General features: G+C 63.4%; 20 protein-coding genes. 12 read left to right on the top strand and 8 right to left on the bottom strand.

The window, feature by feature from the left end; genetic code table 11:
* Positions 1 to 3 precede the first annotated feature (3 nt).
* From H281_RS0105825 to H281_RS0105815, 3 genes are all read right to left on the bottom strand, one after another.
* On the bottom strand, positions 4 to 1,179 hold the full coding sequence (locus H281_RS0105825) for a substrate-binding domain-containing protein (protein WP_020066141.1): 1,176 nt from the start codon (positions 1,177 to 1,179) through the stop codon (positions 4 to 6).
* A gap of 119 nt (positions 1,180 to 1,298) precedes the next feature.
* Entirely contained in the window at positions 1,299 to 2,300 is a 1,002-nt protein-coding gene (locus H281_RS0105820; RefSeq protein ID WP_020066140.1) for an ABC transporter permease, read from the bottom strand.
* Positions 2,297 to 3,928: a sugar ABC transporter ATP-binding protein gene (locus tag H281_RS0105815; RefSeq protein ID WP_020066139.1), complete on the bottom strand. Its 1,632-nt coding sequence runs from the start codon at positions 3,926 to 3,928 to the stop codon at positions 2,297 to 2,299. Before H281_RS0105815 ends, H281_RS0105820 begins: the two co-directional genes overlap by 4 nt.
* 249 nt (positions 3,929 to 4,177) lie before the next feature.
* On the opposite strand from H281_RS0105815, the gene deoC reads away from it, so the two are divergent.
* The 7 genes from deoC to H281_RS0105775 all read left to right on the top strand — a co-directional run bounded on the left by deoC (position 4,178) and on the right by H281_RS0105775 (position 13,624).
* Positions 4,178 to 5,191 carry a deoxyribose-phosphate aldolase gene (deoC, locus tag H281_RS0105810; RefSeq protein WP_020066138.1) on the top strand — a complete coding sequence of 338 codons (1,014 nt, stop codon included), beginning with the start codon at positions 4,178 to 4,180 and terminating at the stop codon, positions 5,189 to 5,191.
* Between the two features lie 12 nt (positions 5,192 to 5,203).
* Entirely contained in the window at positions 5,204 to 7,591 is a 2,388-nt protein-coding gene (locus tag H281_RS0105805; protein ID WP_020066137.1) for an aldehyde dehydrogenase family protein, read from the top strand.
* A 138-nt stretch (positions 7,592 to 7,729) separates the two neighbouring features.
* Positions 7,730 to 8,692, top strand: a complete 963-nt coding sequence (gene rbsK, locus H281_RS0105795; RefSeq protein WP_020066135.1) for a ribokinase — start codon at positions 7,730 to 7,732, stop codon at positions 8,690 to 8,692.
* A gap of 34 nt (positions 8,693 to 8,726) precedes the next feature.
* On the top strand, positions 8,727 to 9,800 hold the full coding sequence (locus H281_RS0105790) for an ABC transporter permease (RefSeq protein WP_020066134.1): 1,074 nt from the start codon (positions 8,727 to 8,729) through the stop codon (positions 9,798 to 9,800).
* A gap of 101 nt (positions 9,801 to 9,901) precedes the next feature.
* On the top strand, positions 9,902 to 10,906 hold the full coding sequence (locus H281_RS0105785) for an autoinducer 2 ABC transporter substrate-binding protein (RefSeq protein ID WP_020066133.1): 1,005 nt from the start codon (positions 9,902 to 9,904) through the stop codon (positions 10,904 to 10,906).
* 60 nt (positions 10,907 to 10,966) lie between these two features.
* Positions 10,967 to 12,514: a sugar ABC transporter ATP-binding protein gene (locus H281_RS0105780; protein ID WP_020066132.1), complete on the top strand. Its 1,548-nt coding sequence runs from the start codon at positions 10,967 to 10,969 to the stop codon at positions 12,512 to 12,514.
* A 75-nt stretch (positions 12,515 to 12,589) separates the two neighbouring features.
* Positions 12,590 to 13,624, top strand: coding sequence for an ABC transporter permease (locus H281_RS0105775; protein WP_087754723.1), 1,035 nt, complete (start codon positions 12,590 to 12,592; stop codon positions 13,622 to 13,624).
* A 109-nt stretch (positions 13,625 to 13,733) separates the two neighbouring features.
* Here H281_RS0105775 and H281_RS0105770 read toward each other — a convergent pair whose 3' ends face one another.
* Positions 13,734 to 14,459, bottom strand: coding sequence for a DeoR/GlpR family DNA-binding transcription regulator (locus H281_RS0105770; protein ID WP_020066130.1), 726 nt, complete (start codon positions 14,457 to 14,459; stop codon positions 13,734 to 13,736).
* A gap of 285 nt (positions 14,460 to 14,744) precedes the next feature.
* On the opposite strand from H281_RS0105770, the gene H281_RS0105765 reads away from it, so the two are divergent.
* The 4 genes from H281_RS0105765 (at position 14,745) to H281_RS0105750 (ending at position 18,464) form a co-directional block, all read left to right on the top strand.
* The gene (locus H281_RS0105765; RefSeq protein ID WP_020066129.1) at positions 14,745 to 15,044 is read left to right on the top strand and encodes a DUF2934 domain-containing protein; all 300 of its coding nucleotides are present in this window, start codon (positions 14,745 to 14,747) and stop codon (positions 15,042 to 15,044) included.
* 34 nt (positions 15,045 to 15,078) lie between these two features.
* The gene (locus H281_RS0105760; protein ID WP_020066128.1) at positions 15,079 to 15,345 is read left to right on the top strand and encodes a hypothetical protein; all 267 of its coding nucleotides are present in this window, start codon (positions 15,079 to 15,081) and stop codon (positions 15,343 to 15,345) included.
* Positions 15,346 to 15,506: 161 nt separating this feature from the next.
* Entirely contained in the window at positions 15,507 to 16,562 is a 1,056-nt protein-coding gene (locus tag H281_RS0105755) for a glycosyltransferase family 4 protein (RefSeq protein ID WP_020066127.1), read from the top strand.
* A gap of 54 nt (positions 16,563 to 16,616) precedes the next feature.
* Entirely contained in the window at positions 16,617 to 18,464 is a 1,848-nt protein-coding gene (locus tag H281_RS0105750) for an HAD hydrolase family protein (protein ID WP_020066126.1), read from the top strand.
* A 49-nt stretch (positions 18,465 to 18,513) separates the two neighbouring features.
* On the opposite strand, the gene H281_RS0105745 is transcribed toward H281_RS0105750, so the two are convergent.
* The 4 genes from H281_RS0105745 to H281_RS0105725 all read right to left on the bottom strand — a co-directional run bounded on the left by H281_RS0105745 (position 18,514) and on the right by H281_RS0105725 (position 24,660).
* Positions 18,514 to 21,435, bottom strand: a complete 2,922-nt coding sequence (locus tag H281_RS0105745; protein WP_020066125.1) for an ATP-binding protein — start codon at positions 21,433 to 21,435, stop codon at positions 18,514 to 18,516.
* Between the two features lie 176 nt (positions 21,436 to 21,611).
* On the bottom strand, positions 21,612 to 22,526 hold the full coding sequence (locus H281_RS0105740) for a helix-turn-helix transcriptional regulator (protein WP_020066124.1): 915 nt from the start codon (positions 22,524 to 22,526) through the stop codon (positions 21,612 to 21,614).
* A 441-nt stretch (positions 22,527 to 22,967) separates the two neighbouring features.
* Positions 22,968 to 23,789 (bottom strand): alpha/beta fold hydrolase, encoded by an 822-nt coding sequence (locus H281_RS0105735; RefSeq protein ID WP_020066123.1) that lies wholly within the window; start codon positions 23,787 to 23,789, stop codon positions 22,968 to 22,970.
* A 352-nt stretch (positions 23,790 to 24,141) separates the two neighbouring features.
* The gene (locus H281_RS0105725; protein WP_020066121.1) at positions 24,142 to 24,660 is read right to left on the bottom strand and encodes a Dps family protein; all 519 of its coding nucleotides are present in this window, start codon (positions 24,658 to 24,660) and stop codon (positions 24,142 to 24,144) included.
* A gap of 363 nt (positions 24,661 to 25,023) precedes the next feature.
* Here H281_RS0105725 and H281_RS0105720 point away from each other — a divergent pair, with 363 nt between their 5' ends.
* Complete coding sequence (locus tag H281_RS0105720; protein ID WP_020066120.1) at positions 25,024 to 26,895, top strand: amidohydrolase; 1,872 nt, start codon at positions 25,024 to 25,026, stop codon at positions 26,893 to 26,895.
* Positions 26,896 to 26,916 lie beyond the last annotated feature (21 nt).

Here is a 26,916-nt window from a genome sequence, read left to right as displayed (position 1 = left end):
AGTTCATCCGCAAGCCGGCTTGGCCTTCTTGCACGCGTCCGCGAGTTGCGGCGGCGGGTCTTTCTTGAAGACCGTCTTGTAGGCTTCGAGCACCGTCGATTGAACCACCGGCAAAGACTGCACGCCGATCCATGCGGGCGGCGTCTGCCCGATCAGCGCTTTCATCATCGCCATGGCTTCGGCCACGCCCTGATCGTACGGACGCTGCGAGCCGGTCGCCTTCAGCGGTCCGCCCTTGGCGATCTCGATCGCCGACTGAAGACCCAGATCGACGGTGGTGACGGGAATGTTCACGCCTTGCGCGCGCATCGAAGTCAGTGTGTCGAGCGCCGGTTGATCCCACACGGCGAAGAGCCCCTTGACGTCCGGATTACCCGTCAGGAAGTCGCCCGCAATCTGGCCGACCTTCGACGGGTCCGTGAAGTCGACCTGCTTGATCTTGATGTCCGGGCGGTTCTTCTTCATCCACTCGTTGACTGCCTTCGTGCGCTCCTTCGTGCTGAAGTAGTCGACGCCGAAATTGACGAGCCCGATCGTTGCGCCCTGCGGCACGCACGAGGCGAGCACTTTGGCCGCGATCTGGCCGTTGCCTTCGCTGTCGGCGGAAATCATCGACGCGTATTGTTCAGGATGCTTGAGCCCGGTCGGCACGTTGTCCATGAACACGAGCTTGATGCCGGCTGCGGAGACCTTCTTGTACGTCGCAGCGGTCGCGGTGCCGTCGACCGGAATCGAGATGATGCCGTCGGGATGACGCTGAATCGTGTTCTCGATATCCGCAATCTGCTTGTCGACCTGATACTCGGCCGACGCAGTGCCGATCACGTCGACGTCGTACTTCTTCAGCGTGTCGGTAATGCCTTGCACCTGCAGTTGCGACCAGTCGAGGTTCATCGTCTGCATCGAAATGCCGACCTTGAATTTGCCCGCTTTCACTTTGGCCGCCTCGGCGGCGGTGAGCTGGACGGCGTCGACCGAAGCGGCTTTCTCGCCGTTCGGTCCCTGGCCGACAATCGACTTCGGTCCGATCGATCCCGCTTGCAGACTGCTCACGCATTGCGCGCCGGCGCTGGCGCAAGCCAGTGCGGCGGCCAATGCGGCGCTCACAGTCACGACGGCCGCCACTGACGAACTCACGCCACGTGCCGCCCGGCTTGTCGAGCCATGACAATGTTTCATGTTCTCCTCCGTTGGTCTTTACGTCTGTATTGAGTCGGGGTTAAGTCTCCTGCCGGTCGGGCAACCTCACGCGCGGTTCGCGCCGGGGTCCGCGTTTCACGAGTGATCGGCGTGCCTCGTCACTTCTTCGTAAATGCGACTGCTGCAACGATGATGATTCCCTTGATGACAAGCTGTAGCGACGAACTCACGCCCAGCAGCACGAGTCCGTTGTTCAGCGTGCCGATGATGAGACTGCCGAGCAGCGTGCCGAGCACGAAACCGCGTCCGCCGAACAGGCTGCATCCGCCGAGCGTGACGGAGGCGATCACATCGAGCTCGAGTCCTTGCACGACGTCGGGCCGCGCCGCATGCGAGCGCGCGGACAGCACGAGTGCCGCGAGTCCGGCCAGCACCCCGGTGAGAATGAACGCGAGGGTGGTCACGCGGCGGATGTCGATACCCGAGTAGCGCGCGGCCGTCGGGTTGCCGCCTGCCGCATAGACCTGGCGGCCAAACACGCTGTAATGCAGCAGCAGAATGCCTGCGATGACCGCGAGTACCGTCCAGATGATGGGCACCGGCACGCCCGCGATATCGCCTTCGCCGAAGATCGCGATGAACGAGTCGTTGGTGATGATGACCGGCTTCGTGGTCGTGACGAGCAGTGCAAGTCCGCGTGCGGCGCTCAACGAACCCAGCGTCACGAGAAAGGACGGAATGTTCAGGCGCGTGGTCACCAGTCCGTTGATCACGCCGACGAGCGCGCCCGTGCCGATACCGGCCACTGCACCGATCAACCAGTGATCGCCGATGTACGCCATCGCGAGCGCGGCGGACATGCCGGATAACGCGAGCGACGACCCGACCGACAAGTCGATCTGCCGCGCGATGATCACGAACGTCATGCCGATGGCGATGATCGACACCAGCGCGGTCTGCCGGCCGATGTTCAGGAAGTTGTCGATCGAGAGAAACCACGGCGACGCGAAACTGAACACCACCAGCAGCACGGCGAACGCGATATAGAGCGCGTACGGCCGGTCGCCTTGCAGCAGCAGTTGCGCGATGCGTCGCGCGCGGCTGCGCGGCGCCGAAGCGGCCTGCCGTTCAGCCGTCAACGGCGAAGCGGAGTCGTTCATGTTGCGTGAGCCCCGTGGGGAGTCCCTTCGCGAGACTCGGTGGATGAGCGGGAAAGTTGCAGCAGGTGATGCAGCGCCTCGGCGTTCGCGAGCGACGCGCGCGCGACGGTCTTGACGATGCGGCCGTCTGCGACGATCGAAATGCGGTCGCACAAGCGCAGTAGTTCATCCAGATCCGAGGACACGACGAGTACGCCGGTGCCGTCGCGCGCCGCCTGATGAATCACGTCGTAGATTTCCTCTCTCGCGCCGACGTCGACACCGACCGTCGGTTCGTCCAGCAGAAGGAGCCTCGGCCGCGGATGGTTCCATTTGGCGAAGACCACTTTCTGCTGATTGCCGCCCGACAGGAGTCTGACCGGCGTCGAAGCGCCTGGCGCCTTGACGGAGAACGCCTGCATCGCGGTCTTTGCCTGCGATACCGCAGCCTGGCTGCGCAACCAACCCCAGCGCGAAAACTGCGGCAAACGCGGCAACGTGAGATTGCGTTCGATCGAATGATCGAGGACCAGCCCTTCAAGATGGCGGTCCTCGGGCACGAGGGCGACGCCGAGCCTGATCGCCTCGGCGGGCTTCAGTTGGGAACACGCTTTACCGTCGATCGCGATGGTGCCGCTCCCGATCGCGCGAAGCCCGAAGATCGTTTCCAGAATCTCGGTGCGCCCGCTGCCGATTAGCCCCGCGAGGCCGTGTATCTCGCCTTGTTCGACGTTCAGATCGACGTCTTGCAGACGGTCGTTACAGACGCAGGACATGTTCAGCGCCGGTGTAGTCGAAGCACTGGCCGCCGCTGAAGCTGGCACAGACGTTGCCGTGCCGGCCGGCGCACCGGTGCCTTCAACGGCGTTTGCCTTTGCCTGCAAAGCGGCATGCTTCGGCCCGACGATTGCCGCGACGAGTCGTTTCATGTCGGTTTCCGCGACCGGGAACATGCCGGCATTTGCGCCGTCGCGAAACACCGTGACACGCTGCGCGATACGGAACACTTCATTCAGCCGATGTGTGACATAGATCACGCCCACACCGCGCGCCGTGACCGTGCGAATCGCGTCAAAGAGAATCTGTTCCTCACCGCCGCTCAGCGCCGAAGTGGGTTCATCAAGAATCAGCACGCGCACGTCGCCCATCAGGGCTTTGCAGATTTCGGTCATCTGCCGGTACGCAAAGGGCAGGGCGCCGACGGGTGTGCGCGGATCGAGCGGAATGCCGTGTGACGTGAGAAACGCGCTAACCGTCGCCATCAACTGGCGATTTTTGACGAAGCCGAGGCGGGTGCGAGGTTCGCGCCCGAGCATGAGATTTGCGCCGACCGACAGCGATTCGACGAGGCTCAGGTCCTGATAGACGACTGCGACTCCAGCCTCACGCGACTGCGCGGGCGAGTCGAACACGACCTGCTCCCCGGCAATTTCAATGACGCCTTCGTCGTACGCATGGACGCCGCTGAGTATCTTGATCAGCGTGGATTTGCCCGCTCCGTTTTCGCCCAGCAGCGCGTGGACTTCTCCGGGCAGGACTTCGAGATCGACGCGGCGCAGTGCCTGTACGCCGCCAAACCGCTTGGTGACGCCGGCCACGCGGATCAATGGCGTGCGGGGCGATGAAGCGAGCGCGACCGGTTCACTCATCTGGCTTGTCTCCTTCGTCGGCGCAACGAAATTCTATTTGTGTCTGCCGCGATGCGCCCTAGGTGTGTTGTGATCTTCGCATCATGGATTTGGTGCGTCAATAACATTTGCGGCGTCACACCCCGTCAGATCGTTAAAATGTGATGATCGACGCGTAACGCTTGTGATAATCCTGTCATGCGAGGTAGCATAGACACGAGTCATTCGCCGGCGCCTCGTTGTGCCGTGCACCAAAATTCCGGACGCCTCATGCCTGATCCTTCTTTCTCGCCGTCGTCTTCGGTCGTCGCATTGCGCGGCGGGCCGCTCGTTCATCCGGTACGCAACCCGGGCATGCCGTTCGACGCGTCATGGCTCGACGGTCTGCGCATCAACCAGTCGGCGGTCGAGCGCCGCACGGCGACGCTCGCCACGCGCCGCACCGTCAAGAAAGACGCGCAGGCCGCCTGGCTGCTCAAAGCCGTCACCTGCATCGATCTCACGACACTCAGCGGCGACGACACCGAAGGCCGCGTGCGGCGCCTATGTGCGAAAGCGCGTCAGCCCGTTCGCGCCGACCTTCTCGAAGCGCTCGGCATGACGCCGCAGCGCGTCACGACGGGCGCTGTGTGCGTCTATCACCGCTTTGTCGCCGCGGCCGTGGATGCGCTCAAGGGCAGCGGCATTCCGGTCGCGGCGGTGTCGACCGGCTTTCCGGCCGGACTGATTCCGCATCCGCTGAAGCTGAAGGAGATCGAGGCCTCGGTTGCGGACGGCGCGGCGGAGATCGACATCGTCGTCACGCGTGAATATGTTCTCACCGGCAACTGGCAGGCGCTTTACGACGAAGTTCGCGAATTCCGCGCGGCCTGCGGTCCCGCGCATCTGAAAGCCATTCTCGCGACCGGCGACATTCGCACGCTGTCGAACATCGCGCGCGCGTCGATGGTCTGCATGATGGCCGGCGCCGACTTCATCAAGACATCCACTGGCAAGGAAGGCGTGAATGCGACGCTCGACGTGTCGCTCGTCATGGTGCGCATGATCCGCGAATATCACGAGCGCACCGGCGTGCCGATCGGCTTCAAGCCGGCAGGCGGCGTGTCGAGCGCGAAGTCGGTGCTGTCCTATCAGATTCTGATGAAGGAAGAACTCGGCCGCGCCTGGCTCGAACCGGAGCTCTTTCGCATCGGCGCATCGAGCCTGCTTGCCGACATTGAGCGGCAACTCGAACATCACGTGAGCGGCCGTTATTCCGCTTTCAACCGTCACCCCGTAGCCTGAAGCAGACCCACCATGAGCGTAGCGGAGTATTTTTCTTCGATGGATTACGGTCCCGCACCCGAGGACGATCAGCCCGCGCGCCAATGGCTCGCGCAACATGAAGCGCGTTTCGGGCATTTCATCGGCGGCGCGTGGCATGCGCCGGCGAGCGGCGCGCAGTTCGTCTCTCATGCGCCCGCAAGCGGCGAGCGACTCGCCGATATTGCGCAAGGCGACGCGGCCGATATCGACGCCGCGTTAGCCGCAGCGCGCGCGGCGCAGCCGGGCTGGCTAGCGCTCGGCGGCAAGGGGCGCGCGCGGCATCTGTATGCGCTCGCTCGCATGGTGCAGCGGCATAGCCGGCTCTTTGCGGTGCTCGAAGCGCTCGATAACGGCAAGCCGATACGCGAGACGCGCGACCTCGACGTGCCGCTCGTCGCGCGTCACTTCCTGCATCACGCGGGTTGGGCGCAGTTGCAGGACAGCGAGTTCGCGGATCATGCGCCGCTTGGCGTGATCGGCCAGATCGTGCCGTGGAATTTTCCGCTGCTGATGCTCGCATGGAAGATCGCACCCGCTATCGCAACGGGCAATTGCGTCGTGTTAAAGCCGGCCGAATACACGCCGCTGACCGCGCTCCTGTTCGCCGAACTCGCGCATCAGGCCGGCCTGCCGGCAGGCGTGCTGAACGTCGTCACTGGCGACGGCTCGACGGGCGCAGCGTTGGTCGAGCATCCGCAAGTCGACAAGATTGCGTTCACCGGTTCGACCGAGGTTGGCAAGCTGATCCGCTCGGTCACGGCGGGCTCGGGCAAATCGCTGACGCTCGAACTCGGCGGCAAATCGCCATTCATCGTATTCGACGACGCCGACCTCGACGGTGCGGTCGAAGGCGTGGTCGACGCCATCTGGTTCAACCAGGGGCAAGTCTGCTGCGCGGGCTCGCGGCTGCTGGTACAGGAAGGCATCGAGGCACGCTTCATCGCAAAGCTCAAGCGCCGCATGGAGACACTGCGTGTGGGTCCGTCGCTCGACAAGAGCATCGACATGGGCGCGATCGTCGATCCGGTGCAACTGGAGCGGATTCACTCGCTCGTCGAAACCGGGCGGCGCGAAGGCTGCGCGATCTGGCAGGCAGCGGATACCCCGTTGCCCGCCAACGGCTGCTTTTATCCGCCAACGCTCGTCACTAACGTTGCGCCCGCATCCACTCTTGCACAGGAAGAGATCTTCGGTCCCGTGCTCGTCACGATGAGCTTTCGCACGCCCGACGAAGCCATCGCGCTCGCCAACAATTCACGCTATGGACTCGCCGCCAGCGTGTGGAGCGAAACGATCGGCCGCGCGCTCGACGTCGCGCCGCGGCTCGCGGCGGGCGTCGTCTGGGTCAACGCGACGAACCTGTTCGACGCGGCCGTCGGTTTTGGCGGGTATCGCGAATCGGGCTATGGCCGCGAGGGCGGACGTGAGGGCATTCACGAATATCTGAAACCGCGTGCGTGGCTCAATCTTCCGAAGCGCCAGCCGGTTAGCGCGGCGACGAATGCGAGCGACGATCGTCAGGTTTCGAACCTTGCGTTGGTCGACCGCACGGCCAAGCTCTTTATTGGCGGCAAGCAGGTGCGTCCGGACAGCGGCTATTCGTTGCCGGTTCATGCGCCCGATGGAACGCGGGTCGGCGAAGTGGGCGAGGGCAACCGCAAGGACATCCGCAACGCGGTGCAAGCGGCGCGCGCGGCGCAGAAGTGGTCGCAGGCGAGCACGCATAACCGCGCTCAGGTGCTGTTCTATCTTGCGGAGAATCTGGCGGTGCGTGCGGACGAATTCGCGCATCAACTGACGGTGCGAAACGGCGCGACGGATGCCGCGGCGCATGCGGAGGTGGAAGCCTCGGTCACGCGTCTCTTCACCTACGCGGCGTGGGCCGACAAGTTCGATGGCGCAGTGCATACGCCGCCGCTGCGAGGTGTTGCGCTGGCCATGCACGAGCCGCTCGGCGTGATCGGCATCGCATGTCCGGACGAGGCGCCGTTGCTTGCTTTCGTTTCGCTCGCGGCGCCGGCGCTGGCAATGGGCAATCGTGTGGTGGTGCTGCCGGGCGAGGCGTGTCCGCTCGCGGTGACGGACTTTTATCAGGTCGTCGAGACGTCCGACGTGCCCGGCGGCGTAGTGAACATCGTCACGGGCAAACGGGAAGCGCTGCTGCCGGCGCTCGCCCGGCACGACGACGTGGACGCGGTATGGTGCTTCGGCAGCGCGGCGGATGCGACGCTGATCGAGCGTGAGTCGGTCGGCAACCTGAAGCGCACCTTCACCGACTACGGCCGCCAGTTCGACTGGTTCGACCGTGCAAGCGAGGGCCTGCCGTTTCTGCGTCAGGCCGTGCAGGTGAAGAACATCTGGATACCGTACGGAGACTGACCGCGCAGCCAATGCACGCCAACCAGAAAATGGAGGAGACAACGTGCTGAACACTCATTACCTGCTGTTGAAGAACGAGATGGTGCGGCACACGCCGCATCGCGCTGCGATGAACACCTCGCGAGGAGGGCTGCGTTCATGAGCTCGCAGCCACAACAGAGCGGACGTGTCGTCATTCTCGGCATCTACGTGACCGATCTGACGTTTCGCGCGGCGCGCATGCCGCTCGTCGGCGAGACCATTGCCGGCTCCGCATTTGCGATGGGGCCAGGCGGCAAGGGCTCGAACCAGGCCGTCGCCGCGGCACGCGCGGGCGCCGAGGTCGTGTTCTGCACGCGCATCGGCAACGACGCATTCGGCTCCATTGCACAAGCAACGTGGGCGCGCGAAGGCATTACGGCGCGCGCCTCGGTGGTCGAAGGCGTCTCGACGGGCGCCGCGCATATTTTCGTCGACGACACCACCGGCATGAACGCCATTATCGTTGCTGCGGGCGCGGCGGGGACGCTGAGCGCGGCCGACGTCGATGCCATCGAAGCCGATATAGCGGGCTCGCGCGTCTTCGTCACGCAACTCGAACAGCCGCTGGCGGCCGCGCGGCGCGGACTGGAAGTGGCACGCAAGCATGGTGTCACGACCGTCTTCAACCCTGCGCCTGCATTGCCGCTCGACGACGACATCTTCCCGTTGTGCGACTACATCACGCCGAACGAAACCGAAGCCGCCGCGCTGACGGGCGTGCCGATCGCGAACGTCGACGATGCCCGGCGTGCAGCCGACGTATTGCTCGCGAAAGGCGTCGGCACCGTGATCGTGACGCTCGGCGAGGGCGGCGCGTTGCTGCATGATGCGACCCAATCGATATGGTTGCCTGCGTTCCGGTGCGGTGCGGTGGTCGAAACCGCCGGCGCGGGCGACGGCTTCACAGGCGGCTTTGCGGCCGCTCTCGCGCGCGGCGAGGATGCGATTTCCGCCATGCGTTTCGGCTGCGCGCTCGCGGGCATATCCGTCACGCGCGCGGGCACGGCGCCTTCAATGCCGACGCTCGCCGAAGTGAACCGTGTACTGAGCGAGTCGGCTCAGCCAGCGCAGGCTTCGTAATCATTCGTGCAGTGTCAGGGAGATCGTCAGCGCCATGAAGTCTTCGTTTGCTGCGGGAAAACTGTTCGCCGACCGGCAACTGAATTTTCTGCTGATCGTCAACGTGCTCGTCGTGCTGGTCGCGACGTGGCTCTCGCGCGGCCAGTTCGTCGACATCGACAATCTTCAGTCGATGGGCGGCCAACTGCCGGAACTCGGCTTGCTCGCGCTCGGCATCATGCTCTCGATGGTGTCGGGCAACGGCGGCATCGACCTGTCCGGTGTCGGGCTCGCGAACCTGTCGGGCATGGTCGCTGCGATGCTCGTGCCGCGCCTCGTCAACGGTGACGATTCGCCGGTGCTGTACACGTCGCTCTTCTGCGCGATCGTGCTCATGATGGGGCTGCTCGGCGGCCTGCTCAACGGCGTGGTGATCGCGCGCCTCAGACTCACACCGATTCTTTGCACGCTCGGCACGCAATTGCTATTTACCGGCTTTGCGGTTGTGATCAGCAACGGCGCGTCGGTGCATGTCGATTATGTCGAGCCCTTGTCGGATATCGGCAACGGCACCGTGTTGCAGGTGCCGATTGCGTTCTGCATCTTTCTTGCCGCAGTGATCGTTCTCGGGTGGCTGCTCAAGCGCAGTCCATTCGGCTTGCGACTCTATCTGATGGGCACGAATCCGAAGGCCGCGTTCTACGCGGGCATTCCGCGCGCGCGCATGCTGATCACCACTTACGCGATGTGCGGCGTGCTGGCTTCGCTCGCCGGCCTGATCAGCGCGACGCACACATCCAGCGCGAAGTGGGACTACGGCAACTCGTATCTGCTGATCGCCATCCTGATTGCGGTGATGGGCGGCGTGAATCCGGCAGGCGGCCATGGTCGCATTATCTGCGTGTTCTTCGCGGCGACGGTGCTGCAGTTTTTGTCGAGCCTCTTCAATCTGCTGGGCGTGTCGCAGTTTTTCGGCGACTGCGCGTGGGGCTTTTTGCTGCTGCTGTCGCTGGCGTTCGCGGGCGGTGAACGCGTGCGGGCGATCTTCGGTCTGGGCGGTGGAGGAGGCTCCACACAGCCCGCGAAGCCCCCGGCTTCCGGCAGTGCGGGCGCGACGCAGAGGCGGTAGCGCATAGCGGGTTTTCGGTAAAGGCGGACAGGTTGCCCTGCCTGTTCGCGACGGCTGACACGGCCAGCACGGGCGACATCGAACGATAAAGGAGACTTTGCATGAAATTGACTCGACTGGGCGCCGCGCTCGCAGCAGCCGCTCTTACGGTGGGCGTGATCGCCGCGGCGCAGGCCGCGACCAACGAGACGATTGTCACGGTCGTCAAGGTGACGGGTATCAACTGGTTCAACCGGATGGACGAAGGCGTCAAGGAGTTCGCGAAGGACAACCCCGGCGTGACCGCGTATCAGACGGGCCCAGGCCGGGCGGACGCGGCACAGCAACTGAAGATCATCGAAGACCTGATCGCGAAAAAAGTGAACGCGATCGCCGTTGTCCCCTACGATCCGCCGACGCTCGAACCGGCGCTGAAGAAGGCGATGGATCGCGGCATCAAGGTGGTCACGCATGAAGCGGACAACGCGAAGAACACGATGGTCGACATCGAAGCCTTCGACAACACCGCTTATGGCGCCGGTCTGAACGAACGCCTTGCTTCGTGCATGCACAACGAGGGCAAGTGGGCCGTGCTGGTCGGCTCGCTCGGTAGCCGCTCGCAGGTCCAATGGGCCGACGGCGGCATCGGCAACGCGAAGGCCAAATACGCGAAGATGAATCTGGTCGAGCCGAAACTCGAAACCAACAACGACGGCGAGCGCGCCTATGAAGTCGCAAAAGAAGTACTGCGCAAGCATCCGGACCTGAAGGGCTTCCAGGGGTCGTCGTCGCTGGACGTGATCGGCATTGGCCGTGCGGTCGAAGAAGCGGGCATGCAGGGCAAGATCTGCGTCTACGGTACGGGTCTGCCGACCGAGGCCGGCAAGTTCCTCGAAAGCGGCGCGATCAACGGCATTGCGTTCTGGGATCCCAAGCTCGCCGGCATTGCGATGAACAAGGTCGCGAAGATGCTGGTGGACGGCAAGACCGTGGAGAACGGCGCGGATCTCGGCATTCCTGGCTACACGAAGGTGACGGTCGCGAAGGGCCCGGGCAAGGGCATCATCGTGCGCGGCCAGGGCTGGGTGAATGTCGACAAGTCGAACTACAAGCAGTATCCGTTCTGATTCCGTTGTTCACTTCGGGGCGCGTCCGGTGGGCGCGCCCCGGCACCGCGACCGATCATCATGAATCAACAAGAAGTATCTTCCGCGCCGTTGTCGCAACCTTTCCTGGAAGTGGTCGGCGTGCATAAGCGCTTTACCGGCGTACATGCATTGCGTGGCGTGAGTCTCTCTTTCCAGCGCGGGCAGATCTATCACCTGCTCGGCGAAAACGGCTGCGGCAAGAGCACGCTGATCAAGATCATTTCCGGCGCGCAACCGCCGGACGAGGGCCAACTCGTTATCGAAGGCGTGCCGCACGCGCGGCTGTCCGCGCTCGAAGCGCTCGCCGCCGGCATCGAAACCGTATATCAGGATCTCTCGCTGCTGCCCAACATGAGCGTTGCCGAAAACGTCGCGCTCACGTCGGAGCTTGCGACACACGAAGGACGGCTCGCGCGTACCTTCGATCGCCGCGTACTCGCCGCCACCGCCGCACGCGCGCTCGAAGCCGTGGGCCTGCCCGGCAACAGCGAGTTTCAATCGACGCTGATCGAGCAATTGCCGCTTGCGACGCGCCAGCTAGTCGCCATTGCCCGCGCGATTGCGAGCGAGGCGAAGTTCGTCATCATGGACGAGCCCACTACGTCGCTCACGCAAAAAGAAGTCGACAATCTGATCGCAGTGCTCGCGAACCTCCGCGCGCAAGGCGTGACGGTGCTGTTCGTGAGTCACAAGCTCGACGAGTGCTACGCGATCGGCGGCGAAGTGATCGTGCTGCGCGACGGACAAAAAATGGCACAAGGGCCCATTGCCGAGTTCACCAAGGCGCAGATCAGCGAACTGATGACGGGCCGCCATCTGTCGAATGAACGTTACCGCGAGAGCGCGCATGCGCAGGACATCGTGCTCGACGTGCGCGGCTTCACGCGCGCGGGGCAGTTCAGCGACGTCTCTTTCAAGCTGCACGGCGGCGAGATTCTCGGCGTGACCGGGCTGCTCGATTCCGGGCGCAACGAGCTTGCGCGCGCGCTGGCGGGCGTCGCACCGGCGCAATCGGGCGACGTGCTGCTCGACGGGCAGCAAATCGCGCTGCGCACGCCTTCCGACGCGAAGCGCCATCGCATCGGCTATGTGCCCGAAGACCGCTTGAACGAGGGCCTTTTTCTCGACAAGCCGATTCGCGACAACGTGATCACCGCGATGATTTCGAGCCTGCGCGACCGCTTCGGCCAGATCGACCGCACGCGCGCTCAAGCACTCGCCGAACAGACCGTGAAGGAGTTGCAGATCGCAACGCCTGGCGTCGACAAACCGGTGCAGTCACTATCGGGCGGCAACCAGCAACGCGTGCTGATCGGCCGCTGGCTCGCCATCGACCCGCGCGTGCTGATTCTGCATGGACCGACGGTGGGCGTGGACGTGGGCTCCAAGGACATCATTTACCGGATCATGCAGCGGCTGTCGCAACGCGGTATAGGCATCATTCTGATCAGCGACGACTTGCCCGAACTTCTCCAGAACTGCGACCGCATTCTGATGATGAAGAAGGGCCACGTGTCCGCCGAATATCGTGCCGACGAACTAAGCGAAGCCGATCTGTATCACGCGCTGCTTTCCGAAGCGGCATAGAGGACGTCAACCGCCATGAACTCGCGCATCCCGTCGCGCACCGATCCGCGCACCGACCCGCCCAGCGCATCGCCAATGAAGCAGACCATGACCACTCCCACCGTCGTCGAAATCGCGCCGAGCGTCGAAGCGCCAGGGTTGCGCACGCGGCTCGCGCGCAACCCCGAGTGGTTTACCGTTGCGCTGATCGTGGTGACGTGCCTGATCGTCGGCGCAATCAATCCACGATTTTTCCAGTTCGCAACGCTGTTCGACCTGCTGCATTCGGCGACCACGATGTCGCTGTTCGCGCTCGGCACGCTCGTCGTGCTCGCATCGGGCGGCATCGACGTGTCGTTCACCGCGATCGCCGCACTGACCATGTACGGCATCACGAAAGCCGTGTTCGCCTGGTGGCCGGACGCGCCGTTCGCACTGATCCTCGTCACCGGGGCGCTCGGCGGCGTCGTGCTCGGCATGGTGAACGGGCTGCTCGTGCATCGGCTGAAGGCGCCTTCGCTGATCGTCACGATCGGCACGCAATATCTGTATCGCGGGCTTTTGCTGACGTTCATCGGCACGACGTTCTTCATGAACATTCCGCACAGCATGGATCGATTCGGACGAATTCCGCTGTTTTTCTATCACACCGCGGACGGCTTGCGCGCGGTACTGCCCGTGTCGGTCCTGGCGCTGGTCGCGGCGGCGGTTGTCACATGGTGGCTGCTGAATCGCACGATGATGGGCCGCGCCGTCTATGCGATGGGCGGCTCGCTCGCGATCGCCGAGCGGCTCGGCTACAACCTGCGCGCGATCCATCTGTTCGTGTTCGGTTATACAGGCATGCTCGCGGGCATCGCGGGCATTCTGCACGTGTCGAACAACCGCCTCGCGAATCCGTTCGATCTGGTGGGCTCCGAACTCGACGTGATCGCCGCAGTCATTCTCGGCGGCGCCCGCATTACGGGCGGCACGGGTACGGTGGTGGGAACGCTGCTAGGTGTGGTGCTGGTCACGCTCATCAAGAGCGTGCTGATTCTCGTCGGCGTACCGAGCACCTGGCAAAAGGTGATTATCGGCGCGTTTATTCTGCTTGCCGGGACGCTCTTCGCGTTGCAACGCAAGCGCTGAGCGTCTTTGGCTGGACACGCGCTGCGCTTTTCATGTATCGAAGCGCAGCGCTGTAAGTGAGAACGCAAGTGAAAACGCAGCGGACGCATAACGAGACGTAACGTGTGCGCTATCTGCGCTTGCGGTGCTCCTGGCCGCGCTCGGTGATGATCGAATCGAAGTCGTCCACCTGCGAGAACCGCACGGCCTTGACGACGCCGAACTTGCTCATGTCCACCACAAGGTGCCGTTCGACGGCGCTCGCCATTGCGGCCTGCTTCAACGCGACTTCGTGAAAATTCCAGCACGTGACTCCGCGCGCGGGGTCCACGCCGCCTGCTGAAATAAACGCCTTGTTGATGCCCATGCGGCGCAGCATCTCCAGGCTTTCCTCGCCTGCAAACGAATCCGACGAAGGCACGTACACGCCGCCTAGCAGGATCATCCGCACATTCGGTTTGCGCCGCAAAATCTCCGCCACGTTCAACGAATAGCAGACCACTGTGACATGCCGCTCGGGCGGAATGAGCCGCGCGAGCGTGGTGAGCGTCGTGCCGCAGTCGATAAAAAGCGTTTCGTTGTTGCCGATAAGCCCCGCGGCGATCGACGACGCCTCCGCCTTGGCCTGCGCGAAGTGGTCCTTTTCCTGTTCGAGCGAATAGCCGGCGTTGTTCGGCACGTCGGTCGCGCTGACGATGTAGCCGCCGAGATACGTGAAGCGATCCGAGTTGGCCGCGATGTCGCGGCGCACCGTCATTTCGGACACGCCCAGCAAAGCCGCGGCGTCCCGCAGACGCATCACGTTTTGCCTCGTCAAGGCATCGGCGAGAGCGCGAAGGCGATCGGGTTTCGGCATGGGAATCCTGGCGCGTGGGCAGTGTGAGCGGCGTTATATTTGAATCAGAACTGCTGAAAGAATTATAACAACTGGCCGGTGCTACGGCGAGCGCGCAAGCGCGCGAGTCGGTGTGAATCCTGGCGAGTGTTTGCGAGCATCTGCGACTCGCGGCGTCGAACCTCACCGTTTAACTCATGGGAACGTGCTTTGCTGCGTCACGGGCGCGGCCGCCGCGTGGCGCGCGTGGGTGGACTCACACCCCCCGACTCACAACCCCGACTCACAACCCGCATGGAGATAGCAATGTCAGGCTTACCGGTCGAACCGACAGTAGAGGATCGAATTCGCAAGCGCGCGTATGAGTTGTGGGAGAGCGACGGCTCGCCCGAAGGGCGGCCCGACGATTACTGGCTGCGCGCGCAGGCACAGATCGAAGCGGAAGGCGACGCGGGCGACGCCGAGCCGCCGGTTGCGGCGGAACAGTCGGGCAAGGGCCGACGCGCGGCGGAAGCAATCGACGACGAGAGCGCGGAAACATTGGACACCGCGCAGCCCAGCACCTCCGCGAAGACGCGCGGCAACGGCAGCGCGAAGCGCGGCTAGCGCGGCACAACCACTACACGCGGGAGAAGACATCATGGACTTCGAATATGGAGGCTGCATCGTTCACGTCACGGCAGGCGTCGACGACGGCGCGATTGTCGCGCAGGCGAGGATCGAAGTGACGGAAGGCGCCGTGAGTTCGAGCGACGATACGCACGATATGGAGTTTCATCGCGATTTCGTCGACGAGCATGAGGCGATCGAGTTCGCGCGCGAACGGGCGACGGACTGGATCGACGAGCATGTCGAGCGAGTGGAGCCCGCGTCGCCCGCCGACGGCTACAGCGGCCCGATCGCCTAGCCGCGCCTCACCCGCCACAACGTTTAAATTTCATCGCCGACCGGTACATTTTTCCAACGACGACAATCTTCCAACGACGACAATCGCGGCGGCTCACACGCGACATTGCCGGGCATGCGCGATGCGGCGCGCTACGCATCGTTCGTCGAGCGGAGCAACGCATGCGCATCGCCCAGGTGTCACCGTTGTACGAGCGGGTGCCGCCCGTCGCTTATGGCGGCGTCGAGAGGGTGGTGGCATGGCTGGTGGACGGCCTTGTCTCCCTTGGCCACGACGTCACGCTGTTTGCAACCGGCGATTCCCGCACCCGGGCACGACTCGTCTCGGGCAGCGATTGTGCGATTCGCCTGATTGAAGATACGGCCGACGCGCAGGCGTTTCACTTCGCGATGCTCGAGGAAGTGGTACGGCGCGCGGATGACTTCGACCTCGTCCATTTTCACACCGACTACACGAGCTTTCCGTTTGCACGGCGATTGGGATGCGCGTCGCTGACCACCTTGCACTGGCGACTCGACGTACCCGGCTTGAGCGCGCTGTACCACCAGTTTGCCGACATGCCGGTGGTGTCGATTTCCGAGGCGCAGCGCGCGCCGCTTCCGTGGCTCGACTGGCGCGCGACCGTCCATCATGGCTTGCCCGCCGATCTGCTGCGCTTTCATGAAGAGCCAGGCGATTACGTGGCGTTTCTCGGTCGCATCTCGCCCGCCAAGCGGCCCGACCGCGCAATAGAAATCGCGCGGCGCGCGGGCCTGCCGTTACGCATCGCCGCCAAAATTGCCCACGATGACCGCGAGTATTTCGAGCAGGAAATTGCGAGCCTCTTCGAGTTGCCGCACGTCGAGTACTGCGGGGAAGTGGACGACGCGCGCAAAAACGACTTTCTCGGGCAGGCACGCGCGTTACTGTTCCCCATCGACTGGCCCGAGCCATTCGGCCTTGTGATGATCGAAGCGCTCGCCTGCGGCACGCCCGTGATCGCGTTCAACAACGGCGCCGCGCCGGAAATAGTCGAACACGGCGTGACCGGTTTCCTCGTCGATTCCGTCGACGAAGCAGTGGCCGCGCTCGCGGAGATCGACACGATCGAGCGCGCTGCATGCCGGGCGGCATTCGAGCGCCGCTTCACCGTCGAGCGGATGGTCGATCAGTACTCGCGCATTTACGAAGCGATGCTGCGCGGCACTCGCGACGCGCAATCCGGGCAGAACGACTGAAGCAAGCCGAAACGAAACAGCGAAACAGCGAAACAGGACTACGGAGCGTCTTTCATGCGATTTCTTGCCATTGCGACCGACTACGACAACACCCTCGCATCCGACGGACGCGTCGCCGACGCAACGTGGGACGCGCTCGACCGCCTGCGCGCCTCGGGCCGCCAGGCGATCCTCGTGAGCGGCAGGGAGATGGACGACCTGCTCGCCGTCTGCCCACGGCTCGACATGTTCTCGCGGGTGGTCGCGGAAAACGGCGGTGTGTTGTACACGCCGTCGACGGGTACACGGCGGCTCCTCGCGCCGCCACCGCCGCCCGTTTTCGTCGATGAACTGAGGCGTCGCGGCCTGCATCATTTCAGCGTCAGCGAAACGCTCATCGCGACGATGAAGCCCGCCGAGCAGATCGCGCTCGCCGCGATTCGGGACCTCGGACTCGGCTTGCAGATCATCTTCAACGGCGAGGCGGTCATGATCGTCTCGCCGGGCATATCGAAAGCAAGCGGTTTGCAGGAGGCGCTAAGCGAACTGGCGTTGTCGGCGTTCAATGTGGCGGGAGTAGGCGACGCCGAGAACGATCATGCGCTGCTCGACGCGTGCGGTTTTTCGGTGGCGGTTGCCAATGCTCTGCCGGCCCTGAAGGAGCGCGCCGACATGATCACGAGCCAGGCGGCGGGCGCGGGTGTCGCCGAACTGGTCGACGCGCTGGTAAAGGACGACTTGCGCGAACGGGCGAGCATGACGCCGCGCAGTCGCGTCCTTGTTGGACACGCGCGCGACGGCGGCGAGCCGGCCGACCAGTATTGCGCGGCGCATGGCACGGTAGCGCTGCTCGCCGGTGAATCGGGGTGCGGCAAGTCGACGGCCTGCGCCGGCCTGCTTGAACGGTTGGCGGGCATGCACCAGCAGTTGTGCATCATCGATCCGGAAGGCGACTACCAGAACGACGAAGACACGATCGTGGTCGGCGATGCGCACACCGCCCCGCTGATCGAGGAAGTCGTGCAGTTGCTGCTGCGTCCTCCGCGCGCTGCGGTGGCCGTCAATCTGCTGCGCGTGCCGCTGCCCGAGCGGCCCGCGTTCTGCGCGTCGTTACTGCTCGAAGTGCAACAGTTGCGCGTGCGAACCGGGCGGCCGCATTGGCTCGTGTTCGACGAGGCGCATCATCTGTTTCCCGCTGGATGGGCAGGGGCCAGCCAGACAATTCCGCAGACGCTTGCGACCGCGCTTGCGATCACGGTGTCTCCGCAGCAACTCGACGGCGCGTTCCTGCGCCAGGTGAATCTGATGCTCGCAATGGGTCCGAGCGCGGGCAAGGCCGTGCAGGACCTCGCAAAGGCGACGGATCGCACTGTGCCGAACGTCGACGACATGCTGGGCCAAACGCAGCTGCAACCTGGCGAGGCGCTGCTATGGCGCCTTACCGAGCCTGCGCCCGAAGGTGTGATCCGGCTGGAACCGGGCACGAAGCACCGGCTCAGGCATCGGCGAAAATACGCGGAAGGGCTGTTGATTCCCGAGCGCAGTTTCTATTTCCGCGGGCCCGAACGTGCATTGAATCTGCGCGCGCACAACCTGGTGCTGTTCGTGGAGATCGCGGAGGGCGTCGACGCCGCCACGTGGCAGTATCACCGCGAGCAGGGCGACTATTCGCGATGGTTCGAAAAGGAAATCGGCGACCCGGATCTCGCAGCGCAGGCGCGGCAGATCGAGCAGGACACTTCGCTCGATGCAGCCGGGAGCCTCGCACGAATCAAGGCTGCAGTGCAGGAACGCTATACGCAGCCAGAGAATCCGTCGATGCCCGCCGTGCTGACCACGAAGCGCGATGCTGCGGCGGCCGACGCATCCGCGCCCGACGATTTGAAGCCCGAAACCTCGGCTCAAAAGGATGGCGCGGCGTAATGGCAGATGTTACGGATACCGTAATAAACCGGCATCTGCCACGCATCGGCTAGTCCACGCGTGCAAGGCTCCCGCCCGTCTTGCGCGCGCCCCGCCTGGGCGAATCGGTCGGCGCGGAATTCACCGTGACTACTGGCGCAGCATTCTTGTGTTTCGTGCCGCGCATCGTTGCGAGCGTATCGAACAGTCGCTGCACGTCGGTTGCGTTCGACGGCGCATCGAAATACAGCGCCATGCGTTCGAGCATCTGCAGTGCTTCGGCAGCGCGACCGTCTTCCTGCCGCAAGCCGGCCAGTGCCAGCGACGCGCGCAGTTCCCACATTCTCGCGCCCTGTGAACGCGCCATGTCGATTGCCTTGACGAAGCAGGATTCGGCGTCGGCGAGCTTGCGCTGCGCGTGCGCGGCGACTCCGAGCACGTGCCACAGTTCGGGCGCGAACACCATCTCGCCGTTGGTCTCGCAAAACTGCAGCGTATCGGTGAGCCGGCGCGACGCTTCGTCGATCCGTCCGGCGGCCACGAGCGCCTCGGCATAGGCGCTGATGAAGAGCGTGATGAGGCGCCGGAAACCACGCTCGATCAGCGCGTTGAGCGAGGTTTCCAGCAGCGCGATGCCGCGCTGCTGGTCGCCGCCGAGAATGTCGCGATACGCGCACAGACAGTTGCAGTAGTCGCGCCAGACATCGAGGCCATGCAGCGCCGCCTGCGAGCGCATGATCTCCAGATACACCGCGCCGCGCTTGAGGTCGCCGCACATCAGCGCGAGCGGCGCAGCCGAGGCGCCGAGCGTGTGCGTGAGCAACGGCTCCATGATGTCGGGACGCACGAGGCCGACGAGCGTATCGACGAGCTTCATCGCCTCGCCACAATGTCCTTCGAGCCACGCAATGCGCGCGAGCGTGCCGTTGCAGTAAACAAGCGGATGGACGGCAATCGTGTTGTCGCGCTGTCCGCTGTATTCGAGTTCTGCAAAGCGGTCGCGCGTGCGCAGCAGTTCGGCTTTCGCCTCGGCGTGTCGGCCGAGGCAATGCAGCGAAATCGCGACAATCTGATCGGCCAGCGTTTCCTGCCACGGGTTCGCGCGAGCGTGTGCGAGCTGCCGCAAGCGCTTCGCGAACTGCATCGACTCGTCGATGTTGCCGCTCGAAATCATGGTGGTCCACAAGCCCCAGAGCGAGCGCGCCTGAAATGCTGCGTCACCGTGTTCGGTCGCGAGCTTGAGGACATTGCGCCACAACTGCTCAGACGTCGACACCGAGCCGCGCACGTGCGGCAGCGCGGAAGCCAATGCCGCGCGTACGCGCATCTCGCCGAGCGCATCGACGCTGCCGGCGGGCAGCGTGTCCAATGCATCGACCGCGCGGCTTGCGCGCTCACAGCATTCCGCGATCATTCCATTGTCGAGCAGCGCACCCGTGAGATTCGATGCGAGTTCGATACCCAGGTGCACATCGCCGTCGGCGGAAAACGCCCAGTCGTCTGCGTTGCGTGCGTCGTCGAACGTGTGCCTGAGGGCCGCGGCGCTATCCGCGTTGCCACCCACCGTTTGCGCCGTGTGTGCCATGAAACATTGCGAGAGATAGCGCGCGTGGCGCAAGGCCATGTCCTGCCGCTCGCCTTCGGCCTGCAGCTTTTCGAGCGCATACGCACGCGTCGATTCCAGCAGACGGTAGCGCGCCACGGGGCCGTCGAACTCAACATTCACGAGCGACTTGGCAAGCAGTTCGCTGATCGCGCTGATCGCATCGGCCACCGTCAGCGACGCGTCGCATGCGACCGCGCACATCGCTTCAAAGCTGAAGACGCCGCCGAATACCGCGGTTCGTCTGAAAAGCGCTTGCGAATCCGAATCGAGCAGCGCGAAGCTCCAGTCGAACGTCGCGCGCAAGGTCTGGTGGCGCGGCAACGCCGTACGATAGCCGCCCGCGAGTATCGCCATGCGGTCGTCGAGCCGTTGATGCACACCGACCACGCCGAGCGTCACCACGCGCGCCGCCGCCAGTTCCAGCGCAAGCGGAATGCCGTCCAGACGCCGGCATATTTCGCCGACGAGCCGCAGTTCCGCGCTATCCGCGGCGACTTCGCGCTGCAGCGAGTTGGCGCGCAGCAAAAACAGGCTGACAGCGGATTGCTCCAGAATCTGCGCGTCAAGGCAGCCAGGCTGCGGGACGTCGAGCGGCTCGACCCGCAGAATCGCTTCGGCCATGATGCGCAACGGCTCGCGGCTCGTTACGAGCACTCGCAAATTCGCGTTGGCAGCGACCAATGCCTCGACCATTTCAGCGACGTGCTCGACCACGTGTTCGGCGTTATCGAGCACGAGCAGACGGCGCTGGTCTGCCAGCACCAAGGCGATTTGCGCGAGGCCCGGTGTCCCGTGTTCGACCGGCAACCCGCAGCCTTGCGCGGTGGCGGCCAGCACTTCGTCGCGCGTGCCGAGCGTGGCCAGTTCAACGAACCACACGGGCTCCGCGAAATCTGCGGCGGCATGACGGGCTGCTTCAATAGCGAGGCTCGTCTTGCCGATGCCCCCGGCGCCGGCTAGCGTCAGCACGCGCGTGTGTTCGAGCATCGAGCGGATTTGAGCGATGGCCGCGTCGCGCCCCACGAGTGGCATGCGCGGAGGCGGAAGAGGGCGCCCAGCAGGCAAAGGCATTGGCGGCGTTGTGGCGCTGGCGGCTCGATGCCGTTGCACGAGTTGATAGCCGCGGCCAGGCACGGTCAGAATCAGATCGCGATCCGCGCCGAGAATCTTGCGCAGTGCAGACAAATGCACCTGAATATTATTTTCTTCGACGATGGTGTCCGGCCATACGGCGTCCATCAACTCGTCTTTCGTGACGAGGCGTCCACCGGCCTTGACGACCATTGCGAGAATCTCGAAGGCGCGCGAGCCGAGCGGCACACGTTCGCCGTCACGCCATAAGGTGCGCAGTTCCAGATCGATTTGAAAGCGGCCTAGTTCAATCATGTCGTTTTCAACTTCCGGGACAACGTGCTTGGTGAGAAGAACCTGCAGTACGACAAGACAGAAGTTACCGTATCAAATCGTGCGAGTCTTGTCGGTTAGTGCGATGCTTTGTACGAAAGTCCATTTGCATGGGCTGCGCACCGTGAAAAACGGGTGGTGTCGAAATCGCTGACCGTCTATCGGCAAGCCTCACGACGCCAATGTCCTGGCGGCATGCCGACGAGCTGCGAAAACGTGCGCGTGAAATGGCTTTGATCGGAAAAGCCGCAAGCCATGCCGATCTCCGAAAGCGAATGGTTCGAGTGCTTGAGAAGCTCACGAGCCTGGTCGATACGCCGCTCCAGTAGCCATTGATGCGGCGTGCGCTGCGTGGTCTCGCGAAATGCTTGAATGAAGTAACTGCGCGACAGATTGCACGCACTGGCGATCTCTTCAATGGACACATTGCCCTGAGATCTGGCGAGCAGCATCTCTTTTGCGCGGGCTTCCTGCAACGCGGACAGGCCCCGGTTGTTGCGGTTCGACCGACGCGAGGCCTCGCCGTAGCGATCAAGCAGATGCGTGCCGATGGTCACGCCGAGTTGTTCGATGAAAAGCGGACTTGCCTCGCTTTGCGCATTGAGCGTGAGCGCGAGCACCTGCGCGAGATGCCCGAGCACCGGATCTTTGCGGCCCGCAACCGTTGCGATGCGCGCAAGGCCGCTGCCGCCGCGCTCGTGGCAGGCGTCACTAACAAAATTGCGCGACAGTTCGATCAGCACGAAGTCGAAGCCGCCAAGCAGTTCGGCGCGGTAGTCGTCGGCGAAATCGCGGACGTAGACGCAGTCGCGCTCGAACTCGTGCGTGACCCAGCGATGTTGCGAATAGATGCGCCGGCGGTGTCCTGTTTGCAGCGATACGCCGATCAGAAAACCGCGGCCCGAGCCGTCCATTGTGACGGGACTCGTGTCGCTGCCCAACGTGCATTTGCGGTAAAACTTGAATTCGCCGGTGTCGAGTTCGAGGTCCTGGCGCAGCTGACTCGACAGACACCCGAGGGAGTCTTTAGGACGTGCGGCCGTGGCGGCGGATGCATGAATATCGTTGAACATGTTCGTCACCTCGGGTCGTCGCAGCGCCTCAACTGCCGTTAGTCGTTACTCAAAAATTATCATTTGTAAGTTATTTGTCATTATGCCGGGTTTTCCCGAGGTTGGGAAACGTCGATAAAATAATGTCCGCTCAAATAATAAGCATCAAACATCATAAGAATTACGTGAGCCGCGACCCCCGGAGCTTTGCTGCTTATCACAAATCGCCGACGCTCAAAAAGCAACGCGATTTATTTTTCGATCGACATATTGCCGTAACGGATTTTCGCTCGGTGGATTCGCGTCGCGGCATTCATGTATTCGTGACGCTTCGATTAATCGGCCTCGCAGTTCGGAGTCGATCGCATCGGCGCTTCGCGCGGCGGCAATCTGCGTCAAAAGAATGCAGACGCGAAGGGAAAAGCAGGGGGGCGCCGCTGGAACGCGGCGCGCCCGCCAGGTTTAGCTCTGCAGGAATTCGAGCAGGTCGGCGTTGACCTTGTCCGCTTGCGTCGTGCACATGCCGTGCGGTGCGCCGGCATAGACCTTCAGCGTCGCATTCTTCACGAGCTTGGCCGACAGACGGGCCGAGTCGTCGATCGGCACGATCTGGTCGTCGTCGCCGTGAAGGATCAGCGTGGGCACGTCGATCTTCTTCAGGTCCGCGGTGTAGTCGACCTCGGAGAATTGCTTGATGCACTCATACTGGCCTTTGATCGAGCCGAGCATGCCTTCGCGCCAGAATTCGTCGATCGTGCCTTGCGAAATTTTCGCGTTCGGACGATTGAAGCCGTAGAACGGCACCGCCAGGTCCTTGTAGAACTGCGAGCGGTTCGCCGCCACGTTCGCGCGAATGCCGTCGAACACGGACATCGGCAAGCCGTTCGGATTCGCTTCCGTCTTGACCATGATCGGCGGCACGGCGCGGATCAGCACGGCCTTGGCAACGCGCGACGTGCCGTGGCGGCCAATGTAGTGAGCGACCTCGCCACCGCCCGTCGAATGGCCGACGAGCGTGGCTTCCTTCAGGTCGAGCGCCTCGATCACGGCGGCCAGATCGTCCGCGTAGGTGTCCATGTCGTTGCCGTGCGACGGCTGGTCCGAGCGGCCATGGCCACGGCGGTCATGAGCGATCACACGGTAGCCTTTCTGCACGAGGAACAGCATCTGTGCGTCCCATGCGTCCGCATCGAGCGGCCAGCCGTGCGAAAAGACGACCGGCTTACCCGAACCCCAGTCCTTGAAGAAAATGCGCGTGCCGTCCTTGGTCGTGACCGTGTTCATGGTGTGTCGCTCTCCGTGCTTTGAGTGAGAAGAATTGCCCGCATGGCTGCTGCCGCCGGCCGTTGCCGCTAGCGCGACGCCCGGCGCTGCGATAGCGGCTACGGCCGCACCTGCGCCTGCTGCGAGCAACTGGCGGCGGTTCGCCGATGGAATTGCGGATGAGTTGGCCAAATTTTTTCTCCGTGCGTGTGACGTTGTGATGTGCGTGCCGGCGAAATGCGACGCGGCATCGCAGAGTTGCGAATCCTACGGGCGCGAATATTTCCCGTACTTTCAGATTGCTTAATTGTTGTTAAGGCGGATGACTGAACCTGTGCCGCCGGTGGCGTGTGCGAGCGAGGCCAGTGCGCTATCAGTCGTGGCGTCCCGACTCGAACAGGAACCACACGCGCTGCTCGGCTTCGTCGATCCAGTTTTCGAGCAGGCTCGCAGTCGCGACATCGCCGTATTCATCGCACAACGAATGCGTTTCGCGCATATAGCCGGCGAGCGCTAGGTTGTCCTCGCGCAGTTCCGCGAGCATGTCGCCGGGCGTGACGAAGTCGGCGTCGTTATCGGCGATACGTTGCAGCTTCGTGATGTGGCCGGCCGAGCGCAGCGTTTTGCCGCCGATCTTGCGGGCGCGCTCCGCGATCGGATCGGTCGTCGCGTAGATCTGGTTCGCCTGGTCGTCGAGCAGCAGGTGATAGTCGCGGAAGTACGGCCCGGACATATGCCAGTGAAAGTTCTTTGTCTTCAGATACAGCGCGAATACATCGGCGAGCAGGGTGGTCAATGCGGCGGCGATGTCACGAGTCGCGTCTTCGGTGAGGCGAGTCGGCGTCCTGAGCGATGCCGCGCGATGCGCCGCTGCCTGCTTTAGGTCTTTCATGGCGAGTCCTTGATCGAGGGTGGTGAGTGGCGCTGCGAGCGTGCCCGTTCATATGGCCATTGAGCGCACAGCCAGTGTAGGAAGAGCACGTGCATAAAGTCCTGCAAAAATAATGAAAACTTCTGAGGCGCGTGCGCCACTCGCGGCGATTGTTTTCGCGGACGCGACACGAACCGTTTTGAGAACCGGCAACAGGAACCAGCTCACCAACCAGCATTAAGAACTTGCATTAAGAACTATTAAGGGCTTCGACAAGGACCTGGCAAAGCGCCGTCGATAGACTGCCTCCCAGTTCGACTCGCCATCCAGGCGAGCGCGGCACGTCTCATCAGCCTGCCTGTCCTTTCTCTCACGGAGCCCGCCATGTCCAAAGACCTGTCACCCGGATTCACCCCGGCCGAGGTCGTCTTCTTCAACGGCAAGATCGCGACGCAGGACGAGAAGCGCTCGTTCGCCGATTCGCTCGCCGTCGCGAATGGCCGCGTTATCGCCGCTGGCTCGCGCGATGCCGTGATGCGTCACGTGAACGACGCCACCCGCCATGTCGACCTGAAAGGCCGCACGGTCATTCCTGGTCTGAACGACTCGCACCTGCACATCATTCGCGGCGGTCTGAACTTCAACATGGAGTTGCGCTGGGACGGCGTGCCGTCGCTCGCGGACGCGCTCGACATGCTCCGCAAGCAGGTGGCCCGCACGCCCGCGCCGCAGTGGGTTCGCGTGGTGGGCGGATGGAACGAATTCCAGTTCGCCGAGCGGCGCGGCCCGACGCTCGAAGAGATCAACGCGATCGCGCCGGATACGCCGGTCTTCATCCTGCATCTGTACGACAGCGCGCTTCTGAATGCGGCGGCGCTGCGTGCGGTCGGCTACACGAAAGACACGCCCAATCCGCCGGGCGGCGAGATCCAGCGCGACAAGCGCGGCAATCCGACCGGCATGCTGATCGCGCGGCCCAACGCCGGCCTGCTCTACGCGACGCTCGCCAAAGGTCCGAAGCTCGCGCTGGAAGACCAGCGCAATTCGACGCGTCACTTCATGCGCGAGTTGAACCGGCTCGGCGTGACGAGCGCAATCGACGCGGGCGGCGGCTATCAGGCTTATCCGGACGACTACGCGGTCATCATGGAAATGGCGAAGCACAATGAGTTGACCGTGCGAATCGCCTATAACCTTTTCACGCAGAACGCGAAGAAGGAAATTGAAGACTTCGCGAAGTGGGTGAAGATGACGAAGCCCGGCGAAGGCGACGACTTCCTGCGCGTGAACGGCGCGGGCGAGATGCTGGTCTTTTCCGCCGCGGACTTCGAAGACTTCCTGGAACCGCGGCCCGATCTGCCCGACACGCTCGAAGCCGAACTCGAGGCGGTGGTCCGGTTGCTCGTCGCGAACCGCTGGCCGTTCCGTCTGCATGCCACTTACAACGAGTCGATCGAGCGCTTTCTCAACGTGTTCGAGCGCGTGAACGCGGACATTCCGTTCGACGGCCTGCGCTGGTTCTTCGACCATTGCGAGACCATCACGCAGAAGAACATCGAGCGGGTGCGCGCGCTCGGCGGCGGCATCGCGATCCAGCACCGGATGGCGTATCAGGGCGAGTACTTCATCCAGCAATACGGCGAAGAGGCAGTCAAGCACACGCCGCCGATCCGCCAGATGCTCGACGCGGGTCTGCCGGTTGGCGCGGGCACGGACGCCACGCGCGTCGCCAGTTTCAATCCGTTCGTGTCGCTGTACTGGATGGTGTCGGGCAAGACGGTTGGCGGCACGGCAATGTATTCGAGCGCGAACAAGCTCGATCGCATGGAAGCGCTGCGCCGCTATACGGTCGGCAGCGCCTGGTTCTCGAATGAAGACGACCGCAAGGGTGCGCTCATGCCGGGCCACTTCGCCGACTTCGCCGTGTTGAGCGACGACTACTTCAGCGTCGAGGAAACCAGCATCAAATACCTCGAATCGGTAATGACGGTGGTGGGCGGCAAGGTGGTCTACGCGGCCGACGAGTTCGCGCCGCTCGCGCCGCCCGATCTGCCGGTGAGTCCGTCGTGGTCGCCGGTGGCGGAGTTCGGCGGCTACAGCCGCTATAAGCCGACCGCCGTCGCCTGCGTGGACGGCTGCGTGAATCTGTGCGGCGTGCATGCGCATGCGCATGGCTGGGCATGGCGCAAGAACGTGCCCGTCAGCGATTCGAATGGCTTCTGGGGTGCGCTCGGCTGCAGCTGCTTCGCGTTCTGACGCGCTGCGCGCTGCTCTACT

It is taken from the genome of Paraburkholderia caledonica (assembly GCF_000383275.1).
In the GTDB taxonomy this organism is placed as follows: Bacteria; Pseudomonadota; Gammaproteobacteria; order Burkholderiales; family Burkholderiaceae; genus Paraburkholderia; species Paraburkholderia caledonica.
This window is presented reverse-complemented; position numbering and strand designations above follow the sequence as displayed.